This window comes from Bradyrhizobium sp. AZCC 2289, assembly GCF_036924615.1.
Classification (GTDB): domain Bacteria; phylum Pseudomonadota; class Alphaproteobacteria; order Rhizobiales; family Xanthobacteraceae; genus Bradyrhizobium.
Window position 1 is genome coordinate 7,181,643 of record NZ_JAZHRY010000001.1, and the last position, 23,390, is coordinate 7,205,032.

The following is a 23,390-nucleotide window of genomic DNA, read 5'->3' on the forward strand; positions in this document are numbered from 1 at the left end:
GTTTGGTTCGGCATAAGAGCGGCGGTCCCATTATGATGGTCGATGACCTCATCTAACGAGAGCAGTTTGGTGGAAGCTCTTTTATTCGCGATGCACCTCATGACTGCACTTGGCTTGAGAACGGCATTAAAAGGATCGGCAGTTTTCGCCCCTCGGAACTGCAATGCGTGAACGCGGACGGAACGCCTAGAAATTACGATGACGAGGCGTGAGCAAAACTTCCGCTTGTGGCAGATTTTGTTGCAAAAGTCTTTTTGGGGTGGCGAACGAAAATTCTTAGAGCCGTCTGATGCGCTTTACGCGCGGCGACGTGAGGGACCATATCGTTTCATCCGAAATCGATCACGGACCTCCGTAGTGGCGCTGAAAAGCGACGCAGCCGGAGAGAAGCCCAAAAATCAACTTTCGCAAGATTTTTAAGGTTGTTCGATTTTCGACTTTTGCAACAAAATCGGCACTTTTGAGACATGGCCGCGCTGGCCGACGATGTCCGCTGTCGTGGGTACAGCGGAACCCTCATGATTGCCCGCGACGTAGACGACGTTGCGATCCGTCACGCGTTCTAACAGCTATTTCACGCCGCGCGGCATACGCGTGATCAGGTCGCCAGCGACGACAAGGACGTCGAAATTTGGACGAGCGTCGCCCGTCGGGAGGTCCCAACCGCGGGTCAGCTCGATATGGAGGTCACTGACGATCCACAGCCTCATGAGCGCTCCTCGATTTCGAGCGAATCAACGTCAACGAAACGTCGGTGCCGTGATGCCGGCAAGCCATGACGCGGACGATCAATTGCAGAGAAGGCATTCTTGCGCGCCGCTTGATGGCGCGGACACCGGCCACTCACCAACCGGCGTTACGAAACTCCCCGAACCGGTCGGAGGTCGTTCGGGTGCTCCGAGGCGATAGTAACGGGACCAAGTCCGCGCCCAGCCGCTCTCCCAATCCATGAGAACCATCTGAGTCGTATGGATGCGAGCCCGGTTACCGAGGTTCGGGTGCCCAACCGCCGTGCCGACAATGCAGGGAGCTGAAACGAGGCCGAGCGACCATTGATCGAGCAGGGGAATTGCTTTCAAGTCGGCCGCGGACGGCGCTTTTTGTTCGCGGATTTCCCGAATGTCGTTGAGAAGCCCGATTAGCTGCTCCTGGAGGGCATCCAAGCCGCCGCAATTAGTGACAACAGCCATAGCGCTTCTTCTCGTACACGTTGTCGGCCGAGCCGCTCCAGAACGGCGACGTCGAACGGGGCAGCGCTCAAGGTTGACGACAGCAGCGATCTTCCGGCGATCGAGGGCGCGGCGGCCGCCGCGGGATCTATATCGTTTGCGCCGGGCACGATCACGTTTCTGGCGATCGAGCGGTCCGGAAACTCCGCTTGCCGCGGTTCGTAAACAAGCGTTGGATCGTTGGGTGGCGGTTCAGCGCGCGGCGGCCATCCGCGGATGGTATGCCGCCGTCGTGCGGCGCTTCCGCGTCGCTGATGAGAAGGTCGGTTTTTTGGTTTTCTTCCGCTCTATTTGCTTGCGCCGGCAAAAGAAAAGGCAAAAGCTGCGCTGCCTCATTCATGCGATGGAGGCGTCCATGAACGCCAGCAGCGCAAAGCCTTCGGATCCAGCATTGCGCAACCTTGACGCCTTGCTCCCCGATCTGGCCGACCTCTACAAGGATGTGCATTCGCATCCCGAGCTGTCGATGCAGGAGACGCGCACGGCGGGACTGGCGGCGGACCGTCTTCGTGCGGCCGGCTACGAAGTCGCGACAGGTGTCGGAAAGACCGGCGTGGTCGGCCTTCTCCGGAAGGGCGACGGGCCGACCGTGATGCTGCGCGCCGACATGGACGCACTGCCCGTCGAGGAAGCGACCGGCCTTCCCTATGCCAGCAAGATCACGGCGAAGGATCGCGACGGAAACGACGTCCCCGTCGGTCATATGTGCGGCCACGATATGCACGTGACCTGGCTCGTCGGCGCCACCAAATTGCTCGCCGAGGCCCAGACGACGTGGCGCGGGACAATAATGGCGGTCTTTCAGCCCGGCGAGGAGACGGCGGAAGGCGCGCAGGCCATGATCGACGACGGGTTGTTCAAGCGCTTCCCGAAACCGGATGTGGTTCTTGGGCAGCATGTCATGGTAGGGCCGTCGGGCACGGTTGCCGGACGTGCAGGTGCGATCACCTCGGCGGCGGACAGCTTGCAGATTCGCCTGTTCGGTCGTGGCGCGCATGGTTCGATGCCGCAGGCGAGCATCGATCCGGTGGTGATGGCGGCTGCGACGGTGCTGCGGCTGCAAACCATCGTTTCGCGCGAGGTCGCTGCTGCGGAGGCAGCCGTCGTAACCGTGGGCGTGCTGCGGGCGGGGACGAAAGAAAACATCATTCCGGACGAGGCCATCATCAAACTGAACGTGCGGACTTTCGACGCCGGCGTACGGATGCGCGTATTGGATGCGATCGAGCGGATCGTCAATGCCGAGGCGGCAGCCTCCGGTGCCCCTCGCAAACCGGAGATCACGACGCTGGACCGTTATCCTCTCAATGTAAACGACCGGGAGGCCAGCAAGCGGTTAGTTGACGCGTTCCGAGGGCATTTTGGCGCCGAGCGCGTCCGGGAAACGGGGCCTGCCCCTGCCAGCGAGGACTTCGGATCGTTCGGTACCGAATGGCACGTACCCTCGGTTTTCTGGTTCGTCGGCGGCACCGATCCGGAGACTTACGCAAAAGCGAAAGCGGCGAATAAGCTCAATGAACTTCCGGTGAATCACAGCCCAAAATTCGCACCCGTTCTTCACCCCACGTTGCGAACCGGCGTGGAAACGCTGGTCGTCGCGACCCGCGCCTGGTTGCCGGCATAACGCTGGAAGGCGGTATCATGGATAAGCTTCCGCTTGTGCTTGATCTGACGGGCACCTTCGTCTTCGCGCTTAGCGGAGCGTTGGCGGGAGCGAAGCGAGCGCTGGACTTGTTCGGCGTTCTGGTGCTGTCGTTCGCGGCGGCGAATTCGGGAGGCATCGCCCGAGACCTGCTGATCGGCGTCGTTCCTCCCGGCGCGATCGACGACTGGCGCTATCTCGGCGTGTCGCTCTTCGCCGGCATCATCACTTTCTACTTCTCGTCCTTGATCGTGCGGATGTCGAACCCGGTCCTTCTTTTCGACGCGGCGGGTCTCGCGCTCTTCGCCGTCACGGGCTCATCGAAAGCGCTGGCCCACGGACTAAACCCGGTCATGGCGATAGTGCTCGGCATGGTTACCGGGATCGGCGGCGGCATGGTCCGCGATGTGCTGCTGGCGGAGATTCCGACGGTACTTCGTGCGGAACTATATGCCGTCGCGGCACTGGCAGCCGCAGCCATCGTGGTGGTCGGGCACATGCTGCAGTTACCGGTCGTTCCGGTGACGGCCGTGGCATTGATCCTGTGCTTCGGGCTCCGCGTCATGGCGATTAGATACGGATGGCGGCTTCCCATCGCGAAGTTCGCAAATCAGCCCGACCCGAATATCGCAAAAGAAGGTTCGAAGAATTCCAAGAAATCCTGAGCGCCTGATGCGCTCGATGATGGAGGTTTGACGACGGTTGCCGCGGAGTTCGGGGCTCCAGCGGAGGCTAGAGTGACAAAAACAGTCATCGTATGCGGAAAGTTGTTCGACGGCCTGAGCGACACGATGCTCGGCCCGACGGAAGGCTTGATCGAAGACGACGCTATCGCCGAAGTATCGGGCTCGGTCGGCCGTCCGGCGGCGCGAAAGTCCTCGATCTGAGCGAGCGGGCCGTTTCCCCCGGATTCATCGACACTCATGTTCATCTCTGCGTCGACGGCTTGAATCTGGCGCGCCAAACACTGCAGTGCTCACCTGCCAAAGCGCCTGCAGGACTTCCTTTCGCGACGTTGATCCTCATCAGCCGAGGATCCTGAGCGCCGGCGAAGCAATCAAGATGCTTGAGGGTCGAAATACTTCCGGCGGAAGTGCATCCGCTTCCGGAGCAGCTTGAGGCCCCGGTCGGCGCTGGCTGCGGCGTGCCCCACGGCGGAAAGGACCCCCCTCGGTTTTTTCACGCTCAAAAATCGGCAAAAAAAATCGAGGCGAAATTCGTTAGGTGTGTCAGCGGGATGGGAGATCGAGTCGTTCTCAAAACGAAATCGAGTCGTTCTTAAAGCGAGAATCGAGTCGTTCTCAAAGTGTCCGCACAACACCTACATGGGGACACGACCCGGCAGGACTCGAACCTGCAACCAGACCGTTATGAGCGATCTGGTCGCCCTTTAAGGGCATGATTATTCAGCCTTTTTCGATGGCGTTCATTCAAGAAAATCTACGTTTGTTCACGGTCAACCGGTCCGCGAGCGGTCCGCGGACGCAGCCCTCAGAACAGAAGGAGTTCGAGGTTTTCTCGTGATCGCATCCGCGGCCCCGCGCAAGTGATTGGGGTGATGGTGACCGTATGTGTCGATCAAGACCTTCACTGACATGCCCAGAAATCCTGCGGCCTCCCATGGATCGACGCCGCGCTGCATTAGCCAAGTTGCAGCGGTGTGGCGCAATGTGTGCGGTGTCACATTGCCGTCGGTGAGATCGAGGGCGGCTGAGTAACGAACTCAAGTACCCGATCAGTCTGCGTGGTCATTGAACGCCTCTGACGAAGCAGTCCGGCAACGACGTGCAACCAGGCAAGAAAGCAGTCTTCATAAAGGGCAATGGTTCGCGCCGCCCGCTACCCCCATAAGGTGTTGGGCCAGCGTATGACCAGCCGTAGCGGTGCCGGTCAATACCGAACTTTGAAAGGAAACCCGAATACGGGGGGGCGCCATCCAGCCGTCTAAGTTTAGCGGGCGCAGCGGCCAATACTGGTGAGTGATGTTGTGTGCTGGATTGGCCGGAACTGACCTGTAGGCGGCGCGAAAAAACTACCTTCAGAAACGCGAACCAGGCTCAGCCGCCCCCATCCCGGTCTCCGCCATCGTCGCCTCCGTCTCTGTCTCCGCCCCCGGCGTCCGAGCCGTCTTCCGGCCCGCGTGATTGCTGATGACGATCCCGCCCGGGAAAGCTGATTGTCGCGGTCTCCTCGTCATCCCACATCTCTTGAAACCATGAATGAATGTCGCGCAGCGCTGGTTTCTTCAGAAACGAAAATCGCGGCCTCATCCTGGCCGGCCCCTGAGCTCGCCTTTGTAGTCTGCGAGTATTTCCTCCCAGTCGGCGCGAATGAACGCAACGGCCATGTCAATTCGTTTGGCACTAAACAAGTCGTGAACGGCACGGCGGATCGCCGCCGGGTTGGGCAAGAAATTCATGGGAAGCTCGCGGATGGACTCACGTGGAAATAGCGCACCACCGCTATCACAAATCGGCCGAGCCCCGCGTCCCACCGCTACGGTGGCTGCCGACAAACAAGGACCGACCGAAACAAGAGGCGGTCGTCGACTTCGCGCTGAAAAGGCACTGAGGTGCTGAATTTCCGAAGTGTGAGACGACCAGCTTGCCACTCATCGTTCAGAGCGCGGAGCGACTTTACCGGGATAGTAGCGTGATCCGGCTCTAAGCGAGCAACTTTTCGAACAAGCAGCAAATGAATACCGCGAAATCGACTCTCAATTCTTTGGAAATCGAGTCGCGAATCTTTGGAATCGAATCGGACTAAATTTGGCGCGACACCATCTTCAAGCCGCGTGCGGGTTGACGACCGCATAGCCCCGCAGTGAAAGCGCGTGAACTCGCGTTGCGTGCCCGCCTGAGTTGGCGTCATATGCCATCCACATATCGCCCCCAAGGTGTTGTTCCAGGACAAACCCACGTCGCGCTGCAACCATTCCAGGTGCTGGCGATGTACGCGGAAAGCGCAGCCCTTTAGCCGCGAGGTTTAATTCCGGCACGATACGACCAAACACGCGTAGTGCCGCGCCGCAACCACAGAAAGACCGAGGGCAACCGGCAGGGCGACCACCGACATCCTGACCAAGAGGGATGTTTGCCTCGGCTACGGCGGCATGATCGTATCGTGTGTACTGCGAAACCCTCGCGCCGCGCGTTCGCGAAAACGAAAAGTCGCAGGGCATGGTCACATTGCATTCTGGTATCTGACCAGTGCGGAAGGGACGTGCTTCCGACGCAATGGATCCGGTTACAACAAAGAGAGACACAATAAGTACTTGTTTGAGCATACAGGACTCCGAACTAATGGGTCCTGCCCCAAGATTAGAAACCAATAGCAGTTTGGCGAAAATTGGGTCTAAAAGAACGGTCGATCGATTGCTGCACCCGTCTCCGCGCGAAGACCACCGGCATCGACGCAGTCGCGAAAACCATAGACGGGCCGGCAACTTGTCGGCTGACATTGATGCCGCAATGCGGTCAGGACGGGTCAGCAGAAATTGGTCATTGAAGACGACTACGCCGTCAGGCCGCTTTCGGGCTCGGAGCGGCCAACGCCCGATCGTCATTGGCTGCGAGAACGCACCGAGAGTTTGGCGTGCGACTATTTCAAAAGTCGCAAAAGAGCTTGCCCGGCCTTTGAGTTAAATTCCCTGGCATCCAACGTCCCATCATGATCTGGATCCGCGGCACTGAAACGCTGCTCGACCACCGCGAGATACTCGTCCTTCGTGAGCGTTCCATCGTGGTCAGGATCGGCAGCGGCCAACTCCTTCGGCGTCAATCTGCCAGCCAATTCACGTTTGTCGAGAGTGCCATCATGGTCCCGATCTAACTTGTCGAACAACGCTGATGCAGCCTTTTTCGCTTCCGCTAGATCGACCGTGCCATCATTATCCGTGTCAAACATTCGAATCCAATTTGACTGGCGGGGCTTCGCCAGGACCGGCGACCCGCCGACCAGCGAAGCGCCGGCGGTAAGAGCGAGAACCAAGGTGCGGCGCGATATCATGGGGTGACCTTTCCCGGTTCTGATTTGTACTGGGCAACTCCGTCGGCGAACGCGAGTTCCCTGCCGGGATGGCGCGCGAGACGTCCTACCCGAACTGATCTGGCGTTGCGCGCCCTGGGCGTCTTCCTTGATCGAGACGTCTGCCAAACCACAGCAGTCATGGCTCCCGATGATGTCCCGGGAAATGCCGGCCTTGCGGAGCCCGCTCTCGTCCAGCAAGCGGTGTAGAGCCCGCCGCAGGAACGGCCTATGTAACCCCCAGCTTAGAAGGTAAAATCGATCGGCGTTGCCTGTATTTTGTCGGCTATCGTAAAGACGACACCTGGAAGTTCTCACACCGCGATACCGCACAATGGTGCACGGGCGATGACGTGGGAGCCAAAAATGGACCAACCGACCCAATCGTACCGAAACAGGTTGCTGCAACTGCTGCCGCGTTCGGATTTTGATGCGCTGCGTCCGCGTCTAAAGGCGGTTACCCTGGAGTATCGGCAGCCGCTCTTTGAAGCCAACCAACCTCTGCGCAGTGTCTATTTCCCGGTGACCGGGGTGGCATCCCTTGTGAACACGATGGCGGACGGATCGGCCTCCGAGGTCGGCACCATCGGCAATGAAGGCATCGTGGGATTACCGATCCTTTTGGGCGATGAACTAACACCCATGTCTGCCTATGTGCAGGTCCCGGGTACCGGGTTGCATTTACGAGCGGAGATCCTGCGATCGGCGCTTCAACGCAGCGCGGGCATGCGCACCGTGATGCTGCGTTACGCGCACGCCTTCTTCGATCAGGTGGCGCAGTCGGCGGCCTGCAACCACTTCCATCCCATCGAACAGCGGTGCTGCCGCTGGCTGCTAACGACGCATGACCGGGTACAGTCCGATCAATTCCTGCTGACGCAGGAATTCCTCGGGATGATGCTCGGCGTGCAGCGCACCGGTGTGACCCTCGCGGCCCGCAAGTTGAAGGGTGATGGCTTGATCGATTATCATCGCGGACAGGTGTCGATCCTCGATCGCAAAAAGCTCGAAGGTCGTGCGTGCGAATGCTATGCCGTCAGCAAGCGGGAATTCGACCGACTACTAGGCCCTCCCACCGGCTCACATGCCTGACTGCTCGAAGGATTGTCTCAGAGTCTCAAGGTGAGGTCAGCTTTGGCCCGAACAGCCGACATTGATCAATGCGATCGACCGGTCGGAACGGCGCCATTACCGGCAATTGCGAACCTCCCGCACCGGCGACCTCCAGGAATTTCCAGAGAATCCGGAGTCACGCCGCGCGAATTTCCTGAGCCGGTTCAAGGTGATTTGCCCTGTCCAGTCCTCGTCGAGAAAATATTCCTGTTTTCATCTGACCCAAATCAGGTCTAGAAATCCCGCCGTCCCGATCCTCACGAGGGGCGTTGGCCATCGTCACGAACGTTGGGATGGGATGCGGTGGACGCGGCAGCGTCAGGCGTGAAACGGAATCGTAGGGCGGGTTTCCCGTGAGCGATCGCCGGCACGCAGGCGACGGCGCTGCTACCCCGGTTTCGCAAATGCTTCGGCGAGTGTGCACAGCCGGCGAAGCCTCTTGGCGAAGACGGGTCGCGGACGGCAAAACCGTGTGGTCCTGGCACCCGTTGCTGGTGTCAAGTCGGCGGAGGTTTTCGCAGGCCCGACCGGGCTTACGCAAAACCGCTAATCCGCTGATGACGGTGACAAGACGAATTCGTCGCCGGGGAGAACACGGCATAAGCCGTAAAACCATTGCGCAGGGAATGCCGGGTGTTCCGGGGTACCGGTGGTAACTACCCTGTGCTTACTACCAATGCACAGGGGCTACGGGTGCAGCGGGCACCCGGCATTTCCCTGCGCCCTCTCTTCTCGAGGGAGGTTCGTGCAAAAACTCGGGCGCATCGCGCCGCGGGATCGCGACGTCATATCCCGAAATTATATCCCCCCGGCTCTTTGAAATTTGAATCGGGAAGTCGCTCCGGGCGTCGTAGAGTGGCAATGCGCAAGCGGGCAGATAAGCCCGCGATTTTGAATGCAGTCGGAGGAGGGTCTCATGTACGCCGCGATCCGTCAGGGCAAGGCAAAGACCGGCATGGCCGAGGAATTGACGCGCCGGATCAAGGAAGGCGCCATTCCGATCATCAGCGACGTCGAAGGCTTCATGGCCTATTATGTGGTCTACGCCCCCGACGACACCGTGACCGCGATCAGCCTCTTCAACAATCACGCCGGCGCCGAGGAAGCCAACCGGCGCGTGCTCGCCTGGATCGAGCAGGACCTTGCGCCGCTCCTCGTCGGCCCCGCCACGGCGTTCGCCGGTCCGGTGATCGTGCATACGCTGGCGTGAGGCCCTACGACGTCATTGCGAGGAGCGTAAGCGACGAAGCAATCCACTCTTTCTTCGCGCGGGGAGATGGATTGCTTCGCTAGCGCTCGCAATGACGGCCTCAACACTGGTTTCAGCTTGTCGCCCTCACAGCTCCCGCGCATTGGAGAACGCAAACGACGACACCCGCCTTGTGTTCTCGTCAAGGATCAAGGTTCGTGTGATCGGCGGCTCGGCGCGCTGGCTGCAATTTTCGCGTTCGCACAGCCTGCAATTGACGCCGATCGGGGTGCCCTCGGTCTTTTCCAGATCCATGCCGGTGGCATAGATCAAGCGCGACGCGTGGCGGATTTCGCAGCCGAGGCCGATCGCGAAGCGCGGCTGCGGCTGCGGGTGTGGCGCCACCGGCCGGCGCACCATCTGCGCGATAGAGAAATAGCGCGTGCCGTCGGGCAGTTCGATCACCTGTTTGAGCAGGCGGTCCGGGGTGTCGAAGGTCGAATGCACGTTCCACAAGGGACAGGTGCCGCCGAATTTCGAGAACGGAAAGGTGCCGGAGGAAAATCGTTTGGAGACGTTGCCGGCATTGTCGACGCGCAGCATGAAGAAGGGCACGCCGCGCGCGTTCGGCCGCTGCAGCGTGGTCAGCCGATGACAGATCTGCTCGAAGCCGGAATTGAAACGCTGCGCCAGCACGTTGACGTCGTAACTCAGCGTTTCCGCTGCGCTATGGAAGGCCTGATACGGCATCATGGCGGCGGCGGCGAAGTAATTCGCCAGCGTAATCCGGTACAGCCGTCGCGGCGTGTCGTCGAGCGGGCCGGCGCGATTGATAATGGTCTCGAAACTGGTGCTGCATTCGGCAAGCCCAATCTGGAACGCGAGCTGGAACGCGCGGCCGGGGCCGTCGACCAGTTCGGAGATCAACAACTGCCGGCGATGCCGGTCGAACCGCCGCAACGTCTCGCGCATCACGTCGACCGGCATGATGCGGGTGACGATCGAGTGCTTTTCGCGTAGCCGTGCTGCGAGCGCCGCAAACAATCCTTCGGCCGGCACGTTGAGTTCGTCGCGCAGATTTTCGGCCGCGGTTTCCAACTCCGGGAAATAATTGCGGTTGGCCTCGATCAGGTCGCGGACGCGCTCGATCGGGTTGGCTTCGAATCGCGTGCCCTCGTCGCGGTCGGCCATTTGCGCCGCGACCAGCGTCTCGCCGCGGCGGGCTTCGGTATAGGCGGCATACAGCCGTTGCAATGAATGGGTGACGCCTGGGCACAATTCGGCGAGATCGCGCAGTTCCTGTTTCGGCAGGTCGATCTGGCGAAACAAGGGATCGGAGAAGATTTCGTTCAGCTCGGCGAAGAAGCGGTCCTCGTCGGCGGTGGCGAGATCGCGCAGATCGAGGTCATAGGTTTCCGCCAGCCGCAGCAGGATCTGCGCCGTCACCGGCCGCTGGTTGCGCTCTATCAGGTTGATATAGCTCGGAGAAATGCCGAGCCCCTCGGCGATCTGGGTTTGCGACAGGCCGAGTTGCTGGCGGATCCGCCGGAATCTCGGACCGACGAACAGTTTCTTTCCGGAATCGCCCGCCATGGCAGTCTCGCTGACCCAATTTTATGACAAGAGTTACAAAGTGACATCTATGACAAGTTTATATGTTACATGACATCACCATTCGAATGCAAGCTGTCTATACGAAATAAGGAATCTCGCGTTTAGCTCCTGACACGCATTTCGCAATGCACTGTCACGAATGTCTTAAAGGATCACGCATATGAACTATCAGCCACGAGGCATCAGCGAGCGGCCTATCCAAGGACCGGCTTCCTATCTTAGCGAGGTTGGAGCTGCTGAAGCGCTCCTCAAGACCCAGCCGACCTGGAACGGCGTCGCTGCCGAAGCCGTGGCGCGCATGCGTCTGCAAAACCGCTTCAAGACCGGCCTGGACATTGCCCGGTACACCGCGGCGCTGATGCGCAGTGATATGGCTGCCTATGACGCCGATCCCACCAAGTACACCCAGTCGCTCGGTTGCTGGCATGGCTTCATCGCGCAGCAGAAGCTGATTTCGGTCAAGAAGCATTTCGGCACGACCGATCGCCGCTATCTGTATCTCTCCGGCTGGATGATCGCCGCGCTTCGCTCCGAGTTCGGACCGCTTCCCGATCAGTCGATGCACGAGAAGACCTCGGTGCCGGCGCTGATCGAAGAGCTCTACACCTTCCTCCGTCAGGCGGACTCCCGTGAGCTCAACGATACCTTTCGCGCCCTTGACGCCGCTCGCAAGGCAGGCGACCAGGCGAAGGAAAAGGCATTGATCGAAAAGATCGACAACTTCCAGACGCATGTCGTGCCCGTCATCGCCGACATCGACGCTGGTTTCGGCAATGCGGAGGCGACCTATCTGCTCGCAAAGAAGATGATTGAAGCAGGTGCGTGCGCTCTGCAGATCGAAAACCAGGTCTCCGACGAAAAGCAGTGCGGCCACCAGGACGGCAAGGTGACTGTGCCGCACGAGGTGTTCCTGGCGAAGATCCGGGCCTGCCGCCATGCCTTCCTCGAACTGGGCGTCGAAGACGGCATCATCGTGACCCGCACCGACTCGCTGGGTGCCGGTCTCACGCAGCAGATCGCCGTGAGCCACAAGCCCGGCGACATCGGCGATCAGTACAACAGCTTCCTGGATTGCGAGGAAGTGACGGCCGCCAACGCCAGGAATGGCGATGTCATCATCAACCGCAACGGCAAGATGATGCGTCCGAAGCGGCTTGCCAGCAACCTCTATCAGTTCCGTGCCGGCACCGGCGAAGATCGTTGCGTGCTCGACAGCATCACCTCGCTGCAGAACGGCGCCGACCTGTTGTGGATCGAGACCGAGAAGCCGCATATCGAGCAGATCGCCAAGATGGTTGACCGCATTCGCGAGGTGGTTCCGAACGCGAAGCTGGCCTACAACAACTCGCCATCGTTCAACTGGACGCTCCACTTCCGTTGGCAGGTGTACGACGCGATGAAGGAAGCCGGCAAGGATGTCAGCAAGTACAATCGGGCCGAACTCATGAAGCCGGAATACGACGATACGCCGCTGGCCATTGAAGCCGACGAGCGCATCCGCACCTTCCAGGCCGATTCAGCAAAGCGTGCCGGCATCTTCCACCATCTGATCACGTTGCCGACCTATCACACGGCAGCTCTGTCGACTGATAATCTCGCGAAGGAGTATTTCGGCGATCAGGGCATGCTGGGCTATGTGAAGAATGTTCAGCGTCAGGAGATACGTCAGGGCATCGCCTGTGCAAAGCATCAGAACATGGCTGGATCCGATATCGGCGACGATCACAAGGAATATTTCGCCGGCGAGGCCGCTCTGAAGGCGGGCGGCGTCCACAATACGATGAACCAGTTCGGCTAACGGTGCAATTGATCAGTCTGGGGTCTGGTCGGATTCCAGACTGATCACGCTACGCAACAGGAGACTATCATGACCACAGGCAGCAATTTCTGGGTGATTGGCGGCGAGTTCGGTTCGATGAATTTCCACAAGCTCGTGGAAGGCTCGGCTCAGGTGCAGGGTCCGTTCAAGACCCGCAAGGAAGCCGAGGACGCCTGGCGCGTCGTATCGGAAGAGAACCGTCACAAGGCCGGCGTGCGCTTTTCCATCGTCGAAGAGCCCTCGCGGGTCTCGGCCTGACCGGCTGCTGTCTGATCAACGTCTCAAGAAACGTCCAAGGAAAGCCTAGCGACGGGCGGCCCCATCCGGATTTCCGGGTGGGGCCGTCTGGTTTTCCAACCGACCAAAGGCGTAAGTTATTGGGAACAAACGGCCTTTGCGGAAAATCTGGTTACTGATAGGTTAATGTGGACCGATCAGGACAAAGGCGCCCCAGGATGTCAGACGCGCAGAATACCGGCCACGCCGCCAGCGACCCGCGACCGACGCGGTTGCGCGATGCGCTCCGGCAGGCGCGGATTGAGGCTGCCGATCGCATCGGCGTCGTCGTTGAGTTGCGCGACGCGGAAGTCGCGCGCCTCGAAATCCTGAACGAGGCGCTCGATCCCCTGTTTGCGCAGGTCCCTGAGCAGGTCGATCTGTTCGATCGCGGCGTCAGTCAGGGCGAAACGCCAAGGCTGTGGATCGATGTGGTCGCCCATATTGTGATGGGCCGCGACAAGCGCATCTACCGCTTCGTGCAGGACACCCGCTTCGGCCGCATCGTGCTGGCCGAATCGCACGATGTCCCCGTGATCGTCGATGCCGTCACCGACTATGTCGCGCGCCGCATGATCGAGCGCGAACACGCGATGGTCGCAACGCCGATCGTCGAACCGGTCGCGCCGGAAAAACCGCGGCGCGGCGGGTTCTGGACCTTCGTGCTCGGCTTCCTGCTGGGGGCCGCCGCGCTGTTCGCCCTGGCGCTGTTTGCGAGCCTGCGCAATCTCTAGAGCAGCCGCGTCTCGCTCAATTGCTGCACCCGCAAGCCCTCGCCCAGGCTTCGCACCGTCTGCTCGCAGCGCCAGGCGTCGCCGTTGCGCTCGATCGAAAACAGATTGTAGGCGGCTGGCGGATAATGCCGGTGCGCCAGCGCCGACGCCGACGGCACGCCGATCGCCGGTATTTTGCCGTTCGGGCCGTCGAACCACATCGTCGAATGAATGTGGTCGTGGCCGTGCAGAACGAGGTCCACGCCGTGCCGCTGCAGCACCGCGCGCAACTGCCGCGAATCCGTCAGCTGCTTGATGCGGGAATCCGAGTGCAGGGGATGATGCACCAGCAGCACCCGAAACGCCTGTTCGGACGACAGCTGCGCCAGGATGCGATCGAGCGCATCGAGCTGCGCGCGGCCGAGCCGGCCGGTCGCCATCAGGGGCGGCGTCGGCACCGCCGACGAGACGCCGATCAGCGCCAGCGGACCGCGCCGGCGCACAAACGGATAGGACGTCACGCCAGCCCCGGTATCGCCGCGCAGGTAGTCGGCGAATGTCCCGGCAAAGCGGTGCTTGGTGGCGCGGACATAGGCGTCGTGATTGCCGGGAATGACCGTCACCTGCTGCGGCGCGCCGATGCTTTCCAGCCAGGCCGCCGCCGGCGTGAACTCCGCGTCCAGCGCGAGATTGACGAGATCGCCGGTGACCGCGATGTGGTCCGGCTGTTGCGCCTTGAGATCGGCGACCAGCGCGTCGAGCACGTCGCGGCGGTGATATTTGTGCCGGTTGCGGGTCCAGTTGAGATAGCCGAGCGCGCGTTTGCCCGCGAGATCGCGCAGCCGCGCCGGTGGCAGCGGCGGAAGATGCGGGTCGGACAGATGCGCCAGCGTGAACGCAGCCATCACTTTCGTCCTTCCGGATGACCTGTGATATAGAGCCGGTGCACGATCATCTCTCGATATCCCAAGATCCCGCAAATGTATTGGCAAGCCGGCCGCGCCCGCGCAAGCATCAAACGTCCGGGGTCAAACGCAACGCCCGTCCATCCGAGGTCTCAGTGACGACCCTGCAGGATCTGCGAAAACGCTTCGAGCCGCAGCTGCGGCGGGTTTTTCATCTCTATTGGCGGCTGGCCCGCGGCATGACGCTCGGCGTCCGCGCCGTTGTTCTCGACGGCGACAACCGGGTGTTCCTGGTCCGACACAGTTATGTCACCGGTTGGTATCTGCCGGGCGGGGGTGTCGAGGTCGGCGAGACCTTTCTGGAGTCGTTGCGGCGTGAACTCATGGAGGAGGGGCGGATTGAGCTGACCGATGAGCCTGTGCTGCACGGCGTGTTCCTTAACAGCCATGTTTCGCGTCGCGATCACGTCGCGGTCTATGTCGTCAGGCAGTTTCGGCAGGACCGGCTGCCGGAGCCCAATCGCGAGATTGTCGAATGCGGATTCTTCGCTTTGGCCGCGCTGCCCGATGACACGACCCCGGGTACCCGCCACCGGATCGCCGAAGTGCTCGGCGGCAAGGCGCCGATCGCGACCTGGCGTTGACGCCTCCGCGCGACCGGCTTGGTTGCGTCCCGCTATCGCAGCGCCTAGAAGCGGAGAAATCAGGGCATTGGCCGGTTCGACATGCGTAAGCTGAAATCCCTCAGGCTCCTTTGCGGCATTGGCTTTCTGCTGGTGCTGGCGAGCAACATCTGGACGATATCTCGCTGGAGCGAAAGCCGCGGAGTCTATGACGACGTCTGCTATCTCAGGCAGGCGCATCTGTTCCAGAAATTCGGAGCCGGCGGGCTCGATACCAACATCGCGCGCGACGAGGATCATTATCTCGTCGACCGGCTGAAGGCGATCGGCTTCCCCGAATGGAATGATGTGAAGCGAATTCCCTGCCACACATGGATCGAGAAAGCCGACAAATACGTCATGCAATACCCGCCGGGGACCGGATTTGCGCTGGCACTGTTTCCGGCGGACTTTCAGGTGATTCCGCTTTACGCATTGGCGAGCATCACCATCTTCGGTTTTGCGCTGCTTGGACTGTTCCGGGCGCGCGAACCGGCCTCGCTTGCGCTGACCGCTGTGTTCGGCTTTGCCGCGCTCTATCTGATGATCAATCCGACCAAGGCGAGCTATTCGATGGCGCCGACCATGATGGTCTGCGCGGCGGCGGGTTATCTCACGCCAAGACTTTTTGACGCAGGAGAGCGGCATCGGCTTGCTCTGATCGCCCTGGTCGGCCTCTTGATCGGCCTTTCCGTCAATTTCCGCCTGCCGAACCTGTTCCTGTCGGCAGGCTATTTTCTGTTCCTCGCCGGGTCGTTCCTCAAGGCGCGAAACAGGGAAACGTTTCTGCAGGGCGCAGCCTTTGGCGTTGCCTTCCTGATCGGGATTGCGCCGACGCTGATGGCCAATGCGATCAATGCCGGAAGTCCGGTTTCGACGACCTATGGCGGCGTCGACGTCGTGGCGCCTGAGCTGAACTCAGGCATCCTGTGGCGCTATTTCGTGGACGTGCAGTTCACCCTGCTGGCCATCGCCGCCGTCTGGACCGCCTGGCTATGGCGTTCCAATCACGGGAGCACAAAACGGGTTGCGCTCGCCGTCGCCGGAAATCTCGTTGTGAACCTGATCTTCTTCATGTCCCATCCGGTCTTCACGCCTTACTACATTATCCCCATCGATATGCTTTCGCTCTGGACCCTTCTGTTTGCGACGCTCGACCTGCGCGGCGAGCGTGCGGCGGATAACCCGCCTTCCGGCAACCGGCAAAAGCCTGATTACGGTATAAACGAGCCATGAAAAGTGCTGATTCGGCGGGCGGGCGATGACGACACCAGCGTTGCGGGTTGCGGTCCTGGTGCCGTGCTTCAATGAGGAAGCCGCCGTCGCGACCGTGGTCGCCGATTTTCGCAAAGCGCTGCCGGCTGCCGAAATCTTCGTTTACGACAATAACTCGACAGATCGCACGATCGAGGTCGCACGCGCCGCCGGCGCCGAGGTGCGCAGCGAACGCCGCCAGGGCAAGGGCCATGTGGTGCGGCGGATGTTCGCTGATATCGACGCCGACATCTATGTCCTGGTCGATGGCGACGCGACCTATGACGCCCCAAGCGCCCAGCGCATGATCGATACGCTGGTCGGCGACCATCTCGACATGGTGGTGGGCTTTCGGGTCGATCAGTCGGTCGCCGCCTACCGGCCCGGCCACCGCACCGGCAACTGGATGCTGACCAGCTTTCTGTCCGCGGTGTTCGGCCAGGCCTTCAAGGACATCCTTTCTGGCTATCGGGTATTCTCGCGCCGCTTCGTCAAATCCTTTCCGGTGCTGTCGGACGGTTTCGAGATCGAAACCGAACTCAGCGTGCATGCGCTCGAACTGGCGCTGCCGGTGAGCGAGATCGAGACGCCGTATTATGCCCGGCCGGAGGGATCGGTCAGCAAGCTGAATACCTGGCGCGACGGTTTCCGCATTCTCGGCACCATCCTGAAATTGTACCGGTCGGAAAAGCCGCTGCGGTTTTTCACGGCCATCGGCATCATTCTTGCGCTGCTTTCGATCGGCCTCGCGATCCCCGTCATTATCACCTATCTCGAGGTAGGCCTCGTTCCGCGCCTGCCGACCGCGGTTTTGTCGATGGGCCTGATGATCGTGGCGATCCTGTCGATATCTTCCGGCCTGGTGCTCGACACCGTGACGCGCGGTCGCCGCGAGATGAAGCTGCTGGCCTATTTGTCCCAGCCGGCCATTGACAGGAATTGAAACTGCTCGAATTTAGGCAAGGCAGGGCGATAGACCGCGCCTCCGTCAGATGCTATCCCGCGTTAGAGCTTTGGTTCTGATTTGATCAGAACCAAAGCTCTAACCTATTTTCTGACGCGTTTTCTTAACGCGAACCGGTGCCCACTCGCTTGAAAACGCTATTGAGATCATGAGCGACCTCTCCCTGACAATATTGGCCGAAACCCCGAATGACGCGCACGCGATCGAGCGCCTGCACGAACGAACCTTCGGGCCCGGCCGCTTCGTGCTGAGCGCCTATCGCCTGCGCGAACATGTCGATCATCTGCTCGATCTGTCGTTTACGGCATGGATCGGCACCCTGCTGGTCGGCTCGGTGCGCCAATTGCCGATCTGCATCGGCGACACGCCGGCATTGATGCTCGGGCCGCTGACGGTCGAGCCGCCGTTCCGCGGCCGCGGCGTCGGCCGCGCGCTGCTCGATCGCTCGCTGAACGACGCGAAAGCCAGGGGACATCGCCTCGTCATCCTGGTCGGCGACGAGCCCTATTACAGCCGCGTCGGTTTCAAGGCCGTGCCGAAGGGGCGGGCGATCATGCCGGGACCGGTCGACTACAGCCGCCTGCTGGTGGCTGAATTGGTCGAAGGTGCGTTCACCGATGTTTCCGGAGATATCCGGCCGGACTGGAGCAAGGCGCGGTAGAGCGTGCGGGGTGGGCAACGGCGCACGCCGTACCACCATCACTTACGTTCGACCTCGAAACCCTTGCAGCGCAAGTCAAGCAGACATTGGAAACTTGCAAGCTGGATTTTCCACTATCGCCGTTCGCAGGGAAGCGAAGTCGTCAAATTCGTGCGTTGAGATCAAGGAGGTTTTGCGCCTGCTATCGTATATTTCCAACGCCCATTTGGTTGACATGACCGCCTCCCTGCGAAGCAAGTTTCACAGCTTCTGCGAAATGCCAACAAAGAAACCACGGCGCGGTCCGAACTGCGGCGCAAACACACCGATGCCCGAACCGTCCCTGATCTCGTAGATCTTGTCGAACAGGTTCACGACGTCGAACCTCACCGTCGTCGGCTTGTTCGGAGCGACAATGTTGAAATCGTGCGACAGTCCGACATTGACCTGGGTGTATGACGGCAAATGATCGGTGTTCGCAAAACCGGAGCGAAGCCCGCTGCCGTAGATCATCGACGCGCTGAACCGCGTGCCGTTCCACAGATAGGAGGCGCCGGCCGAAGCGGTCAGGACCTGGGCATGGTCGGTGTAGATATAGTGGTTGGCGATATAGTTGATTTCGTCCTGACCGAACAGAAACTGGTTCGACACGATGGTGGTGGCGATCTGTTTGGCCCACGCGACGTTTCCATAGGCGCGGAAATTGCCGTTGGTGTAGGTCGATTTGAGCTCGACGCCCACATTCTGCCCGCGGTCGTAGTTGAAGCCGTTCAGCACATAGGCCGCGCCGAACTGGCCGTCGTCGAGCAGGTCGCGGGCGATCTTGTAGTAGCCGTCGATGCCGACTTCGAGGCCGGGTACGGGATAGATCTTCTGAACGACGCCGACGTCGAACACGTGCGAACGCTCCGGCAGTACTGGACTGTTGAGCGCCACCTCGGGAGTTTGCGTGTTGGCGGGGGCGGTGGGGGGCGTCACAAGTGCGAGATTGGTCGGGGCGGCGATCACCTGCTGTGGCGGCGTGAAGTTTCGCGCATAGCCGGCGTGGAACGTCGTTCCATCGTACGGCTTCCAGGTCAGGCTGACGCGCGGGCTGAGCTGATTGGCATCGACATATTGATACATCTGGTCGAACCGCAATCCGGCGTTCAACGTCAGCTGATTGTTGATCCTCCACTCATCCTGAAGATAGGTACCGACCAGCCAGCCGGTCTTGGAGCTTGAATCAAATACGGAGAATGGTGGACCGAACGGATTGCCGGTTATGGGATCGACCTGATTGCCGGTTGCCGGATCGACCGGCAGCACGGTGGATATGTTGTTGACCAGAGAGCGCTCAGCGCTCACGGAAAACCCAAAACGAAGGGTATGCGCAAAACCGACGCGCCAGGCGGTATCTTCCTGAATGCCGTTGACAAAGCTCTGACGGTAAACGTTCGACGCGACGCCGTTGAAGACCAGATCTCCGGTCGGATCAGGATAGAAGTGCAACTGGCTGTAGCGGTTGAAATAGGAAAGCTGCAAGTCGATATCGTCGACCGATTTCTGGTAGGCGACGACGTTGAATTGATTGAACTCGTTCTGGTGTTCGTTGAGCAGCGCCGAATCGAAGCTGGTCACCCCATTGACGTTAAAGTTCGGCGTCTGCCCCGGATTGTTGGGAATCTGATAGGTGCTGTTGGACACACCGCTCATGAATGTCAGGCGGCTGGTGGGGTCGAGCACGGTAGAAAGATAGAGAAATCCTTTTTCCTGCGATGTGCGGTCGTGAATGGCTTCATTCGACGGTGTAGGATTCTCTATCCCCAGATTATTCTGGAGAAAGCGTCCGGACACGAAATATTGGGTCTGTCCGACGGTGCCGCCATACTCGAAGCTCGGTGTGATCGTGCCGTGACTGCCGCCATAAACGCTGACGCTGCCGGAATTGTTGAAGGCGTCCGCCTTGGTCTGGATGTCCAGCACGCCCGCGGTGCGAAAGCCGTATTGCGCCGGAAGCGCACCCGTAAGCAGGGCAAGACTACCGACAATGCCGGTGTCGAGGATCTGCCCGAAAGCGCCGACACCGTCGGGCAGCATGATTCCGTTGATGCGGTACTGCACATTGGCGTGCTCGTTGCGCACATGCAGTTCGCCGCTGGCGGCCGAATCCTGTGTTACGCCCGGAAACTGCAACAATACTTTGTCCAGCGTCGCATTGGCGCCCTGCGGTGACGCTTCGATGTTCTGATGATTGATCTGATATGAGGTCGCGCCGATCGGCGCATCGATGGTCCGACGGGCTTCGTCGAATTTTTCGTTCTTGCCGGCAACGATCTGCGCCTCGGTCTGCGGCGGCGCGGCGGGCACCTCACGACGTTGCCCGGTGGTCACGCGCGTCTTTGGACGTCGCGGTTGCTGGGAAACGCGCGGCGCGTTCACCGAGATTTCAGGCAGCTTGGTGGTGCCGCCAGTCGCGGGCGCTGCGGTCTGCGACATTGCGGGGTTGCCCAGGCTGAACAGCAGTGACGCCGAACTGGAGAGCAGGAGAGTGGTTCTTAATGAGCGCGTCATTGTCCCGATCCTGAGAGGCTGCGACCGGAATTCGCGTTGTCGACGAATTTAGGAAGCGCCTTGCCGTCGATTAAGTGACGGACGATTTCGATTTGACCCTTGAGATCGCCTCGCATGATGCGAGTGAGCCCCGAGGGCGCATCAATCAATCGATGTCAGGAGATGGGAGGCGCGCGGGATTGGAACGCCGGATGCACCGAGCCCAAATGGATGAACTCGGCGTCGGTCGTGCGGTACAGAAGTTCGACCGCCTGCGGCAGCTGCAGCACCGGCGGCGTAGCGAACAGCACATTGCCGGCGAGCGCGATGACGGCGCAGATCGCGCAGGCATCGGCCGGTTGCTGGTCGCTGTCGGGGGTGGACGGCGGTTGCTTCCGCGCGGCTTCACTGGGCGCATCGGGCGCGGCAACGGCACCGATATGGGCCAGATCGGCCTGCGACAGGCCGGCCTGGATCGCTGGCGCGGCCTGCGCGGAGATCCCGTGGAAATGCCCGAACGACAACGCAAACTGGATCGCAAGCGCGAACAGCGCCAGCCGCGAGCCGGTTTTGATGTTTTTTCGGAACCACTTCATGCCGCGTGAGGCCCATCTGAGGGACGGCCGTCCCGATGTTATATTATAACATCGGATGGCGCTGGCCGTGTCAACCGTAGCTCCGGCCAGGTCAGGCGGAATCCGTCAGCGGTGTGGGATTGATGCAACGCCAGCGAGGCGCGCCGCGCTCAACGCCCCTCGCGCAGCCAGGTCGCGGCAAAGGCGCCGAGCAGCAGCAGCAGTCCGATCAAGCCCGCAAACATCGGCAGCACGCCGACGCCCTTGACGACGCTGGCGTCGCGCATCCTCACGCCCATCCAGCCGTCGCCGTGGAAGATGCCGGAGGCCCGCACCGGCACGATGCGGGGCAGGTCGATGCTCGAACCGTCGACCACGCGGCGCGCGTCGCCGCCGGTCGCCTGCGCCAGGGGCTTGAGCATCTCGGTCGTGGAAGTGACCTCGGAGAATTCCTTCGGATTGGTCGGGCCGACATTGATCAGCGCTTTCAGCGTGCCGTCGGTCGCCTGCCACAGGCCGAGTTCGTTGGCGGGGATCGTGGAGGTCCAGGTTCCCGGTTCGCCGGCGCTGAGCGTCAATTCGCGCGTGGCGCCGCTCGGCGACGTCACCGTCACCGGCGTGACGCTGTCCGCCATGGTCTGGCGCTGCACCACGAGATCGTGACCCTGGACCTGCAGACGCAGGGCTTCTTCGTCGAGATCGGGCTGCTTCATCAGCCAATGCGACATCCGCCGCAGCAGATCGAGATGCGGCCCGCCGCCTTCATAGCCGCGCGCCCACAGCCAGATATGATCCGTCAGCAGCAGCGCGACGCGGCCTTCGCCGGAACGCGACAGCAACAGCAGCGGCTTGCCGTCGGCGCCGGTCATGACCGGCGGGATGACGGAGTTACGCGTCTCCACCGTGCGGAAAAACCGGCTCCAGTGCGGCGGCTCGACGGCGGAGCCCTCGAGCCCGCGCGTGACGGGGTGACGCTTGCCGGCATCGCTCAGGTGGCGCATAAAACGGCTTCTCGGTGACGCCGACCGGCTCGGCCGGCAGCACCGAATCCAGCGGCGTACGCCAGATGCTGGTGGTGGAGGCATAGTCGGGACCGGCCGATACCAGCACGGCCCCGCCGGCGCGCACATAGCGCGCGATATTCTCGAAATAGGGGATCGGCAGCACGCCCTGACGGGCGTAGCGGTCGAAGATGATCAACTGGAATTCGTTGATCTTCTGCTGGAACAATTCGCGGGTCGGAAACGCGATCAGCGACAGCTCGTTGATCGGCGTGCCGTCCTGTTTCTCCGGCGGGCGCAAAATGGTGAAATGCACCAGATCGACGCTGGCGTCCGACTTCAAAAGGTTGCGCCAGGTGCGCTCGCCCGCATGCGGCTCGCCGGAGACCAGCAGCACCCGCAATTTATCGCGCACGCCGTCGATAGCGACCACCGCGCGGTTATTGACCAGCGTCAACTCGTTCTCGAGCGGCGAGGCCTCGATCTCCACGATGTTCGGACCGGCATGCTTGATGTCGATCTCGATATTGGCCGTCTGGCCGCTTTGCAGGGTGCGCTCGTTGATCACCTCGCCATCGCGGCGGACCACGATCTTGGCGCGCTCGCCGGTGACGCCCTGATCGTCGAGCCGGTAGGTAATGGTCTGGGTCTGGCCGACGATGCCGAAACGCGGCGCGGCCGAGATCGCAATGCGCCGGTCGCGCTCGTCCTTGCGCCCCGTGATCAGGGCATGCACCGGCGCCTGGAAGCCGAGTGCCGAGGCATTGGCGGGAATATCGTGCACGCGGCCATCGGTGATCAGGAAAGCGCCGGCGACACGCTCGACGGGAACGTCCGACAGCGCCGATGACAGCGCGCCGAACAGTTTGGTGCCGTCGGTTTCGCCGTCGGCCTGCCCGGCCTCGACCACGCGGACTTCCAGTCCCTTGATCTTCTTGAGGCTGTCGACCAGGGCTTCCCGCGCCTTCGCGGTTTCCTGATTGCGCGTGCCGAAATTCTGGCTCGGACTCTTGTCGATCACCACGGCGGCGACCGACGACAACGGTTCGCGGTCCTCGCGGGTGAAGGAGGGATTGGCGAGCGCAAGCAATATCAGCGCCAGCGCCGTCACGCGTACGGCCGCACCGCGTGCGCGGCCGAGCAGCAACAGGGTTGCGATCACAAGGATGGCCGCCAGCGCGAGCCACAGCACGAGCGTGGGAACGAGGGGGGTGAACGCGATGCCGTATTGCATGC

General features: G+C 61.0%; 21 protein-coding genes and 2 pseudogenes. 12 read left to right on the plus strand and 11 right to left on the minus strand.

The features are described from left to right. Positions 1–569 precede the first annotated feature (569 nt). The 3 genes from V1289_RS34070 to V1289_RS34075 all read right to left on the minus strand — a co-directional run bounded on the left by V1289_RS34070 (position 570) and on the right by V1289_RS34075 (position 1,569). Positions 570–710 carry a metallophosphoesterase gene (locus tag V1289_RS34070; protein WP_334402643.1) on the minus strand — a complete coding sequence of 47 codons (141 nt, stop codon included), beginning with the start codon at positions 708–710 and terminating at the stop codon, positions 570–572. Between the two features lie 78 nt (positions 711–788). After that, positions 789–1,190 carry a DUF6634 family protein gene (locus tag V1289_RS49935; protein ID WP_442896103.1) on the minus strand — a complete coding sequence of 134 codons (402 nt, stop codon included), beginning with the start codon at positions 1,188–1,190 and terminating at the stop codon, positions 789–791. A gap of 151 nt (positions 1,191–1,341) precedes the next feature. Further along, a complete protein-coding gene (locus tag V1289_RS34075; protein ID WP_334402645.1) occupies positions 1,342–1,569 on the minus strand; it encodes a hypothetical protein in 228 nt (75 codons plus the stop codon). Between the two features lie 15 nt (positions 1,570–1,584). Here V1289_RS34075 and V1289_RS34080 point away from each other — a divergent pair, with 15 nt between their 5' ends. The 3 genes from V1289_RS34080 (at position 1,585) to V1289_RS34090 (ending at position 3,758) form a co-directional block, all read left to right on the plus strand. Beyond that, complete coding sequence (locus V1289_RS34080) at positions 1,585–2,853, plus strand: M20 family metallopeptidase (protein WP_334402647.1); 1,269 nt, start codon at positions 1,585–1,587, stop codon at positions 2,851–2,853. 17 nt (positions 2,854–2,870) lie between these two features. Then, positions 2,871–3,536, plus strand: coding sequence for a trimeric intracellular cation channel family protein (locus V1289_RS34085; RefSeq protein ID WP_334402649.1), 666 nt, complete (start codon positions 2,871–2,873; stop codon positions 3,534–3,536). Between the two features lie 72 nt (positions 3,537–3,608). Further along, positions 3,609–3,758: a hypothetical protein gene (locus V1289_RS34090; RefSeq protein WP_334402651.1), complete on the plus strand. Its 150-nt coding sequence runs from the start codon at positions 3,609–3,611 to the stop codon at positions 3,756–3,758. A gap of 569 nt (positions 3,759–4,327) precedes the next feature. On the opposite strand, the pseudogene V1289_RS34095 reads toward V1289_RS34090, so the two are convergent. From V1289_RS34095 to V1289_RS34105, 3 genes and pseudogenes are all read right to left on the minus strand, one after another. Next, a pseudogene (locus V1289_RS34095) lies at positions 4,328–4,570 on the minus strand (tyrosine-type recombinase/integrase); the annotation flags it as partial. Positions 4,571–5,137: 567 nt separating this feature from the next. Beyond that, complete coding sequence (locus V1289_RS34100) at positions 5,138–5,290, minus strand: hypothetical protein (RefSeq protein WP_334402653.1); 153 nt, start codon at positions 5,288–5,290, stop codon at positions 5,138–5,140. Between the two features lie 1,181 nt (positions 5,291–6,471). Continuing rightward, positions 6,472–6,879 carry an EF-hand domain-containing protein gene (locus V1289_RS34105; protein ID WP_334402655.1) on the minus strand — a complete coding sequence of 136 codons (408 nt, stop codon included), beginning with the start codon at positions 6,877–6,879 and terminating at the stop codon, positions 6,472–6,474. Between the two features lie 384 nt (positions 6,880–7,263). Between V1289_RS34105 and V1289_RS34110 the strand changes: the two genes are divergently transcribed. After that, entirely contained in the window at positions 7,264–7,989 is a 726-nt protein-coding gene (locus V1289_RS34110) for a Crp/Fnr family transcriptional regulator (RefSeq protein WP_334402657.1), read from the plus strand. 937 nt (positions 7,990–8,926) lie between these two features. After that, entirely contained in the window at positions 8,927–9,220 is a 294-nt protein-coding gene (locus tag V1289_RS34115; protein ID WP_309184882.1) for an antibiotic biosynthesis monooxygenase, read from the plus strand. 126 nt (positions 9,221–9,346) lie between these two features. Here V1289_RS34115 and V1289_RS34120 read toward each other — a convergent pair whose 3' ends face one another. After that, complete coding sequence (locus V1289_RS34120) at positions 9,347–10,792, minus strand: helix-turn-helix domain-containing protein (protein ID WP_334402661.1); 1,446 nt, start codon at positions 10,790–10,792, stop codon at positions 9,347–9,349. A gap of 181 nt (positions 10,793–10,973) precedes the next feature. Here V1289_RS34120 and V1289_RS34125 point away from each other — a divergent pair, with 181 nt between their 5' ends. From V1289_RS34125 to V1289_RS34135, 3 genes are all read left to right on the plus strand, one after another. Beyond that, entirely contained in the window at positions 10,974–12,611 is a 1,638-nt protein-coding gene (locus tag V1289_RS34125; RefSeq protein ID WP_334402663.1) for an isocitrate lyase, read from the plus strand. Positions 12,612–12,680: 69 nt separating this feature from the next. Beyond that, positions 12,681–12,890 carry a DUF4170 domain-containing protein gene (locus V1289_RS34130; protein WP_309183021.1) on the plus strand — a complete coding sequence of 70 codons (210 nt, stop codon included), beginning with the start codon at positions 12,681–12,683 and terminating at the stop codon, positions 12,888–12,890. A gap of 197 nt (positions 12,891–13,087) precedes the next feature. Further along, a complete protein-coding gene (locus tag V1289_RS34135) occupies positions 13,088–13,642 on the plus strand; it encodes a hypothetical protein (protein WP_334402668.1) in 555 nt (184 codons plus the stop codon). On the opposite strand, the gene V1289_RS34140 is transcribed toward V1289_RS34135, so the two are convergent. After that, positions 13,639–14,526, minus strand: coding sequence for a metallophosphoesterase family protein (locus V1289_RS34140; RefSeq protein ID WP_334402670.1), 888 nt, complete (start codon positions 14,524–14,526; stop codon positions 13,639–13,641). The genes V1289_RS34135 and V1289_RS34140 overlap by 4 nt on opposite strands. A gap of 155 nt (positions 14,527–14,681) precedes the next feature. Between V1289_RS34140 and V1289_RS34145 the strand changes: the two genes are divergently transcribed. From V1289_RS34145 to V1289_RS34160, 4 genes are all read left to right on the plus strand, one after another. Further along, a complete protein-coding gene (locus tag V1289_RS34145) occupies positions 14,682–15,170 on the plus strand; it encodes an NUDIX domain-containing protein (RefSeq protein WP_334402672.1) in 489 nt (162 codons plus the stop codon). Positions 15,171–15,251: 81 nt separating this feature from the next. Continuing rightward, positions 15,252–16,424 (plus strand): hypothetical protein, encoded by a 1,173-nt coding sequence (locus tag V1289_RS34150; RefSeq protein ID WP_334402674.1) that lies wholly within the window; start codon positions 15,252–15,254, stop codon positions 16,422–16,424. 25 nt (positions 16,425–16,449) lie between these two features. Further along, complete coding sequence (locus V1289_RS34155) at positions 16,450–17,385, plus strand: glycosyltransferase family 2 protein (protein WP_334402676.1); 936 nt, start codon at positions 16,450–16,452, stop codon at positions 17,383–17,385. A 169-nt stretch (positions 17,386–17,554) separates the two neighbouring features. Next, positions 17,555–18,067 (plus strand): GNAT family N-acetyltransferase, encoded by a 513-nt coding sequence (locus V1289_RS34160; protein ID WP_309183026.1) that lies wholly within the window; start codon positions 17,555–17,557, stop codon positions 18,065–18,067. Positions 18,068–18,307: 240 nt separating this feature from the next. Here the strand turns inward: V1289_RS34160 and V1289_RS34165 are convergent, their stop codons facing one another. From V1289_RS34165 to V1289_RS34175, 3 genes and pseudogenes are all read right to left on the minus strand, one after another. Beyond that, complete coding sequence (locus tag V1289_RS34165) at positions 18,308–20,599, minus strand: TonB-dependent receptor (RefSeq protein WP_334402679.1); 2,292 nt, start codon at positions 20,597–20,599, stop codon at positions 18,308–18,310. A gap of 155 nt (positions 20,600–20,754) precedes the next feature. Next, positions 20,755–21,174, minus strand: a complete 420-nt coding sequence (locus V1289_RS34170) for a DUF2946 family protein (RefSeq protein WP_334402681.1) — start codon at positions 21,172–21,174, stop codon at positions 20,755–20,757. 149 nt (positions 21,175–21,323) lie between these two features. Next, positions 21,324–23,388 (minus strand): annotated as a pseudogene (locus V1289_RS34175) (hypothetical protein). Positions 23,389–23,390: the final 2 nt, after the last annotated feature.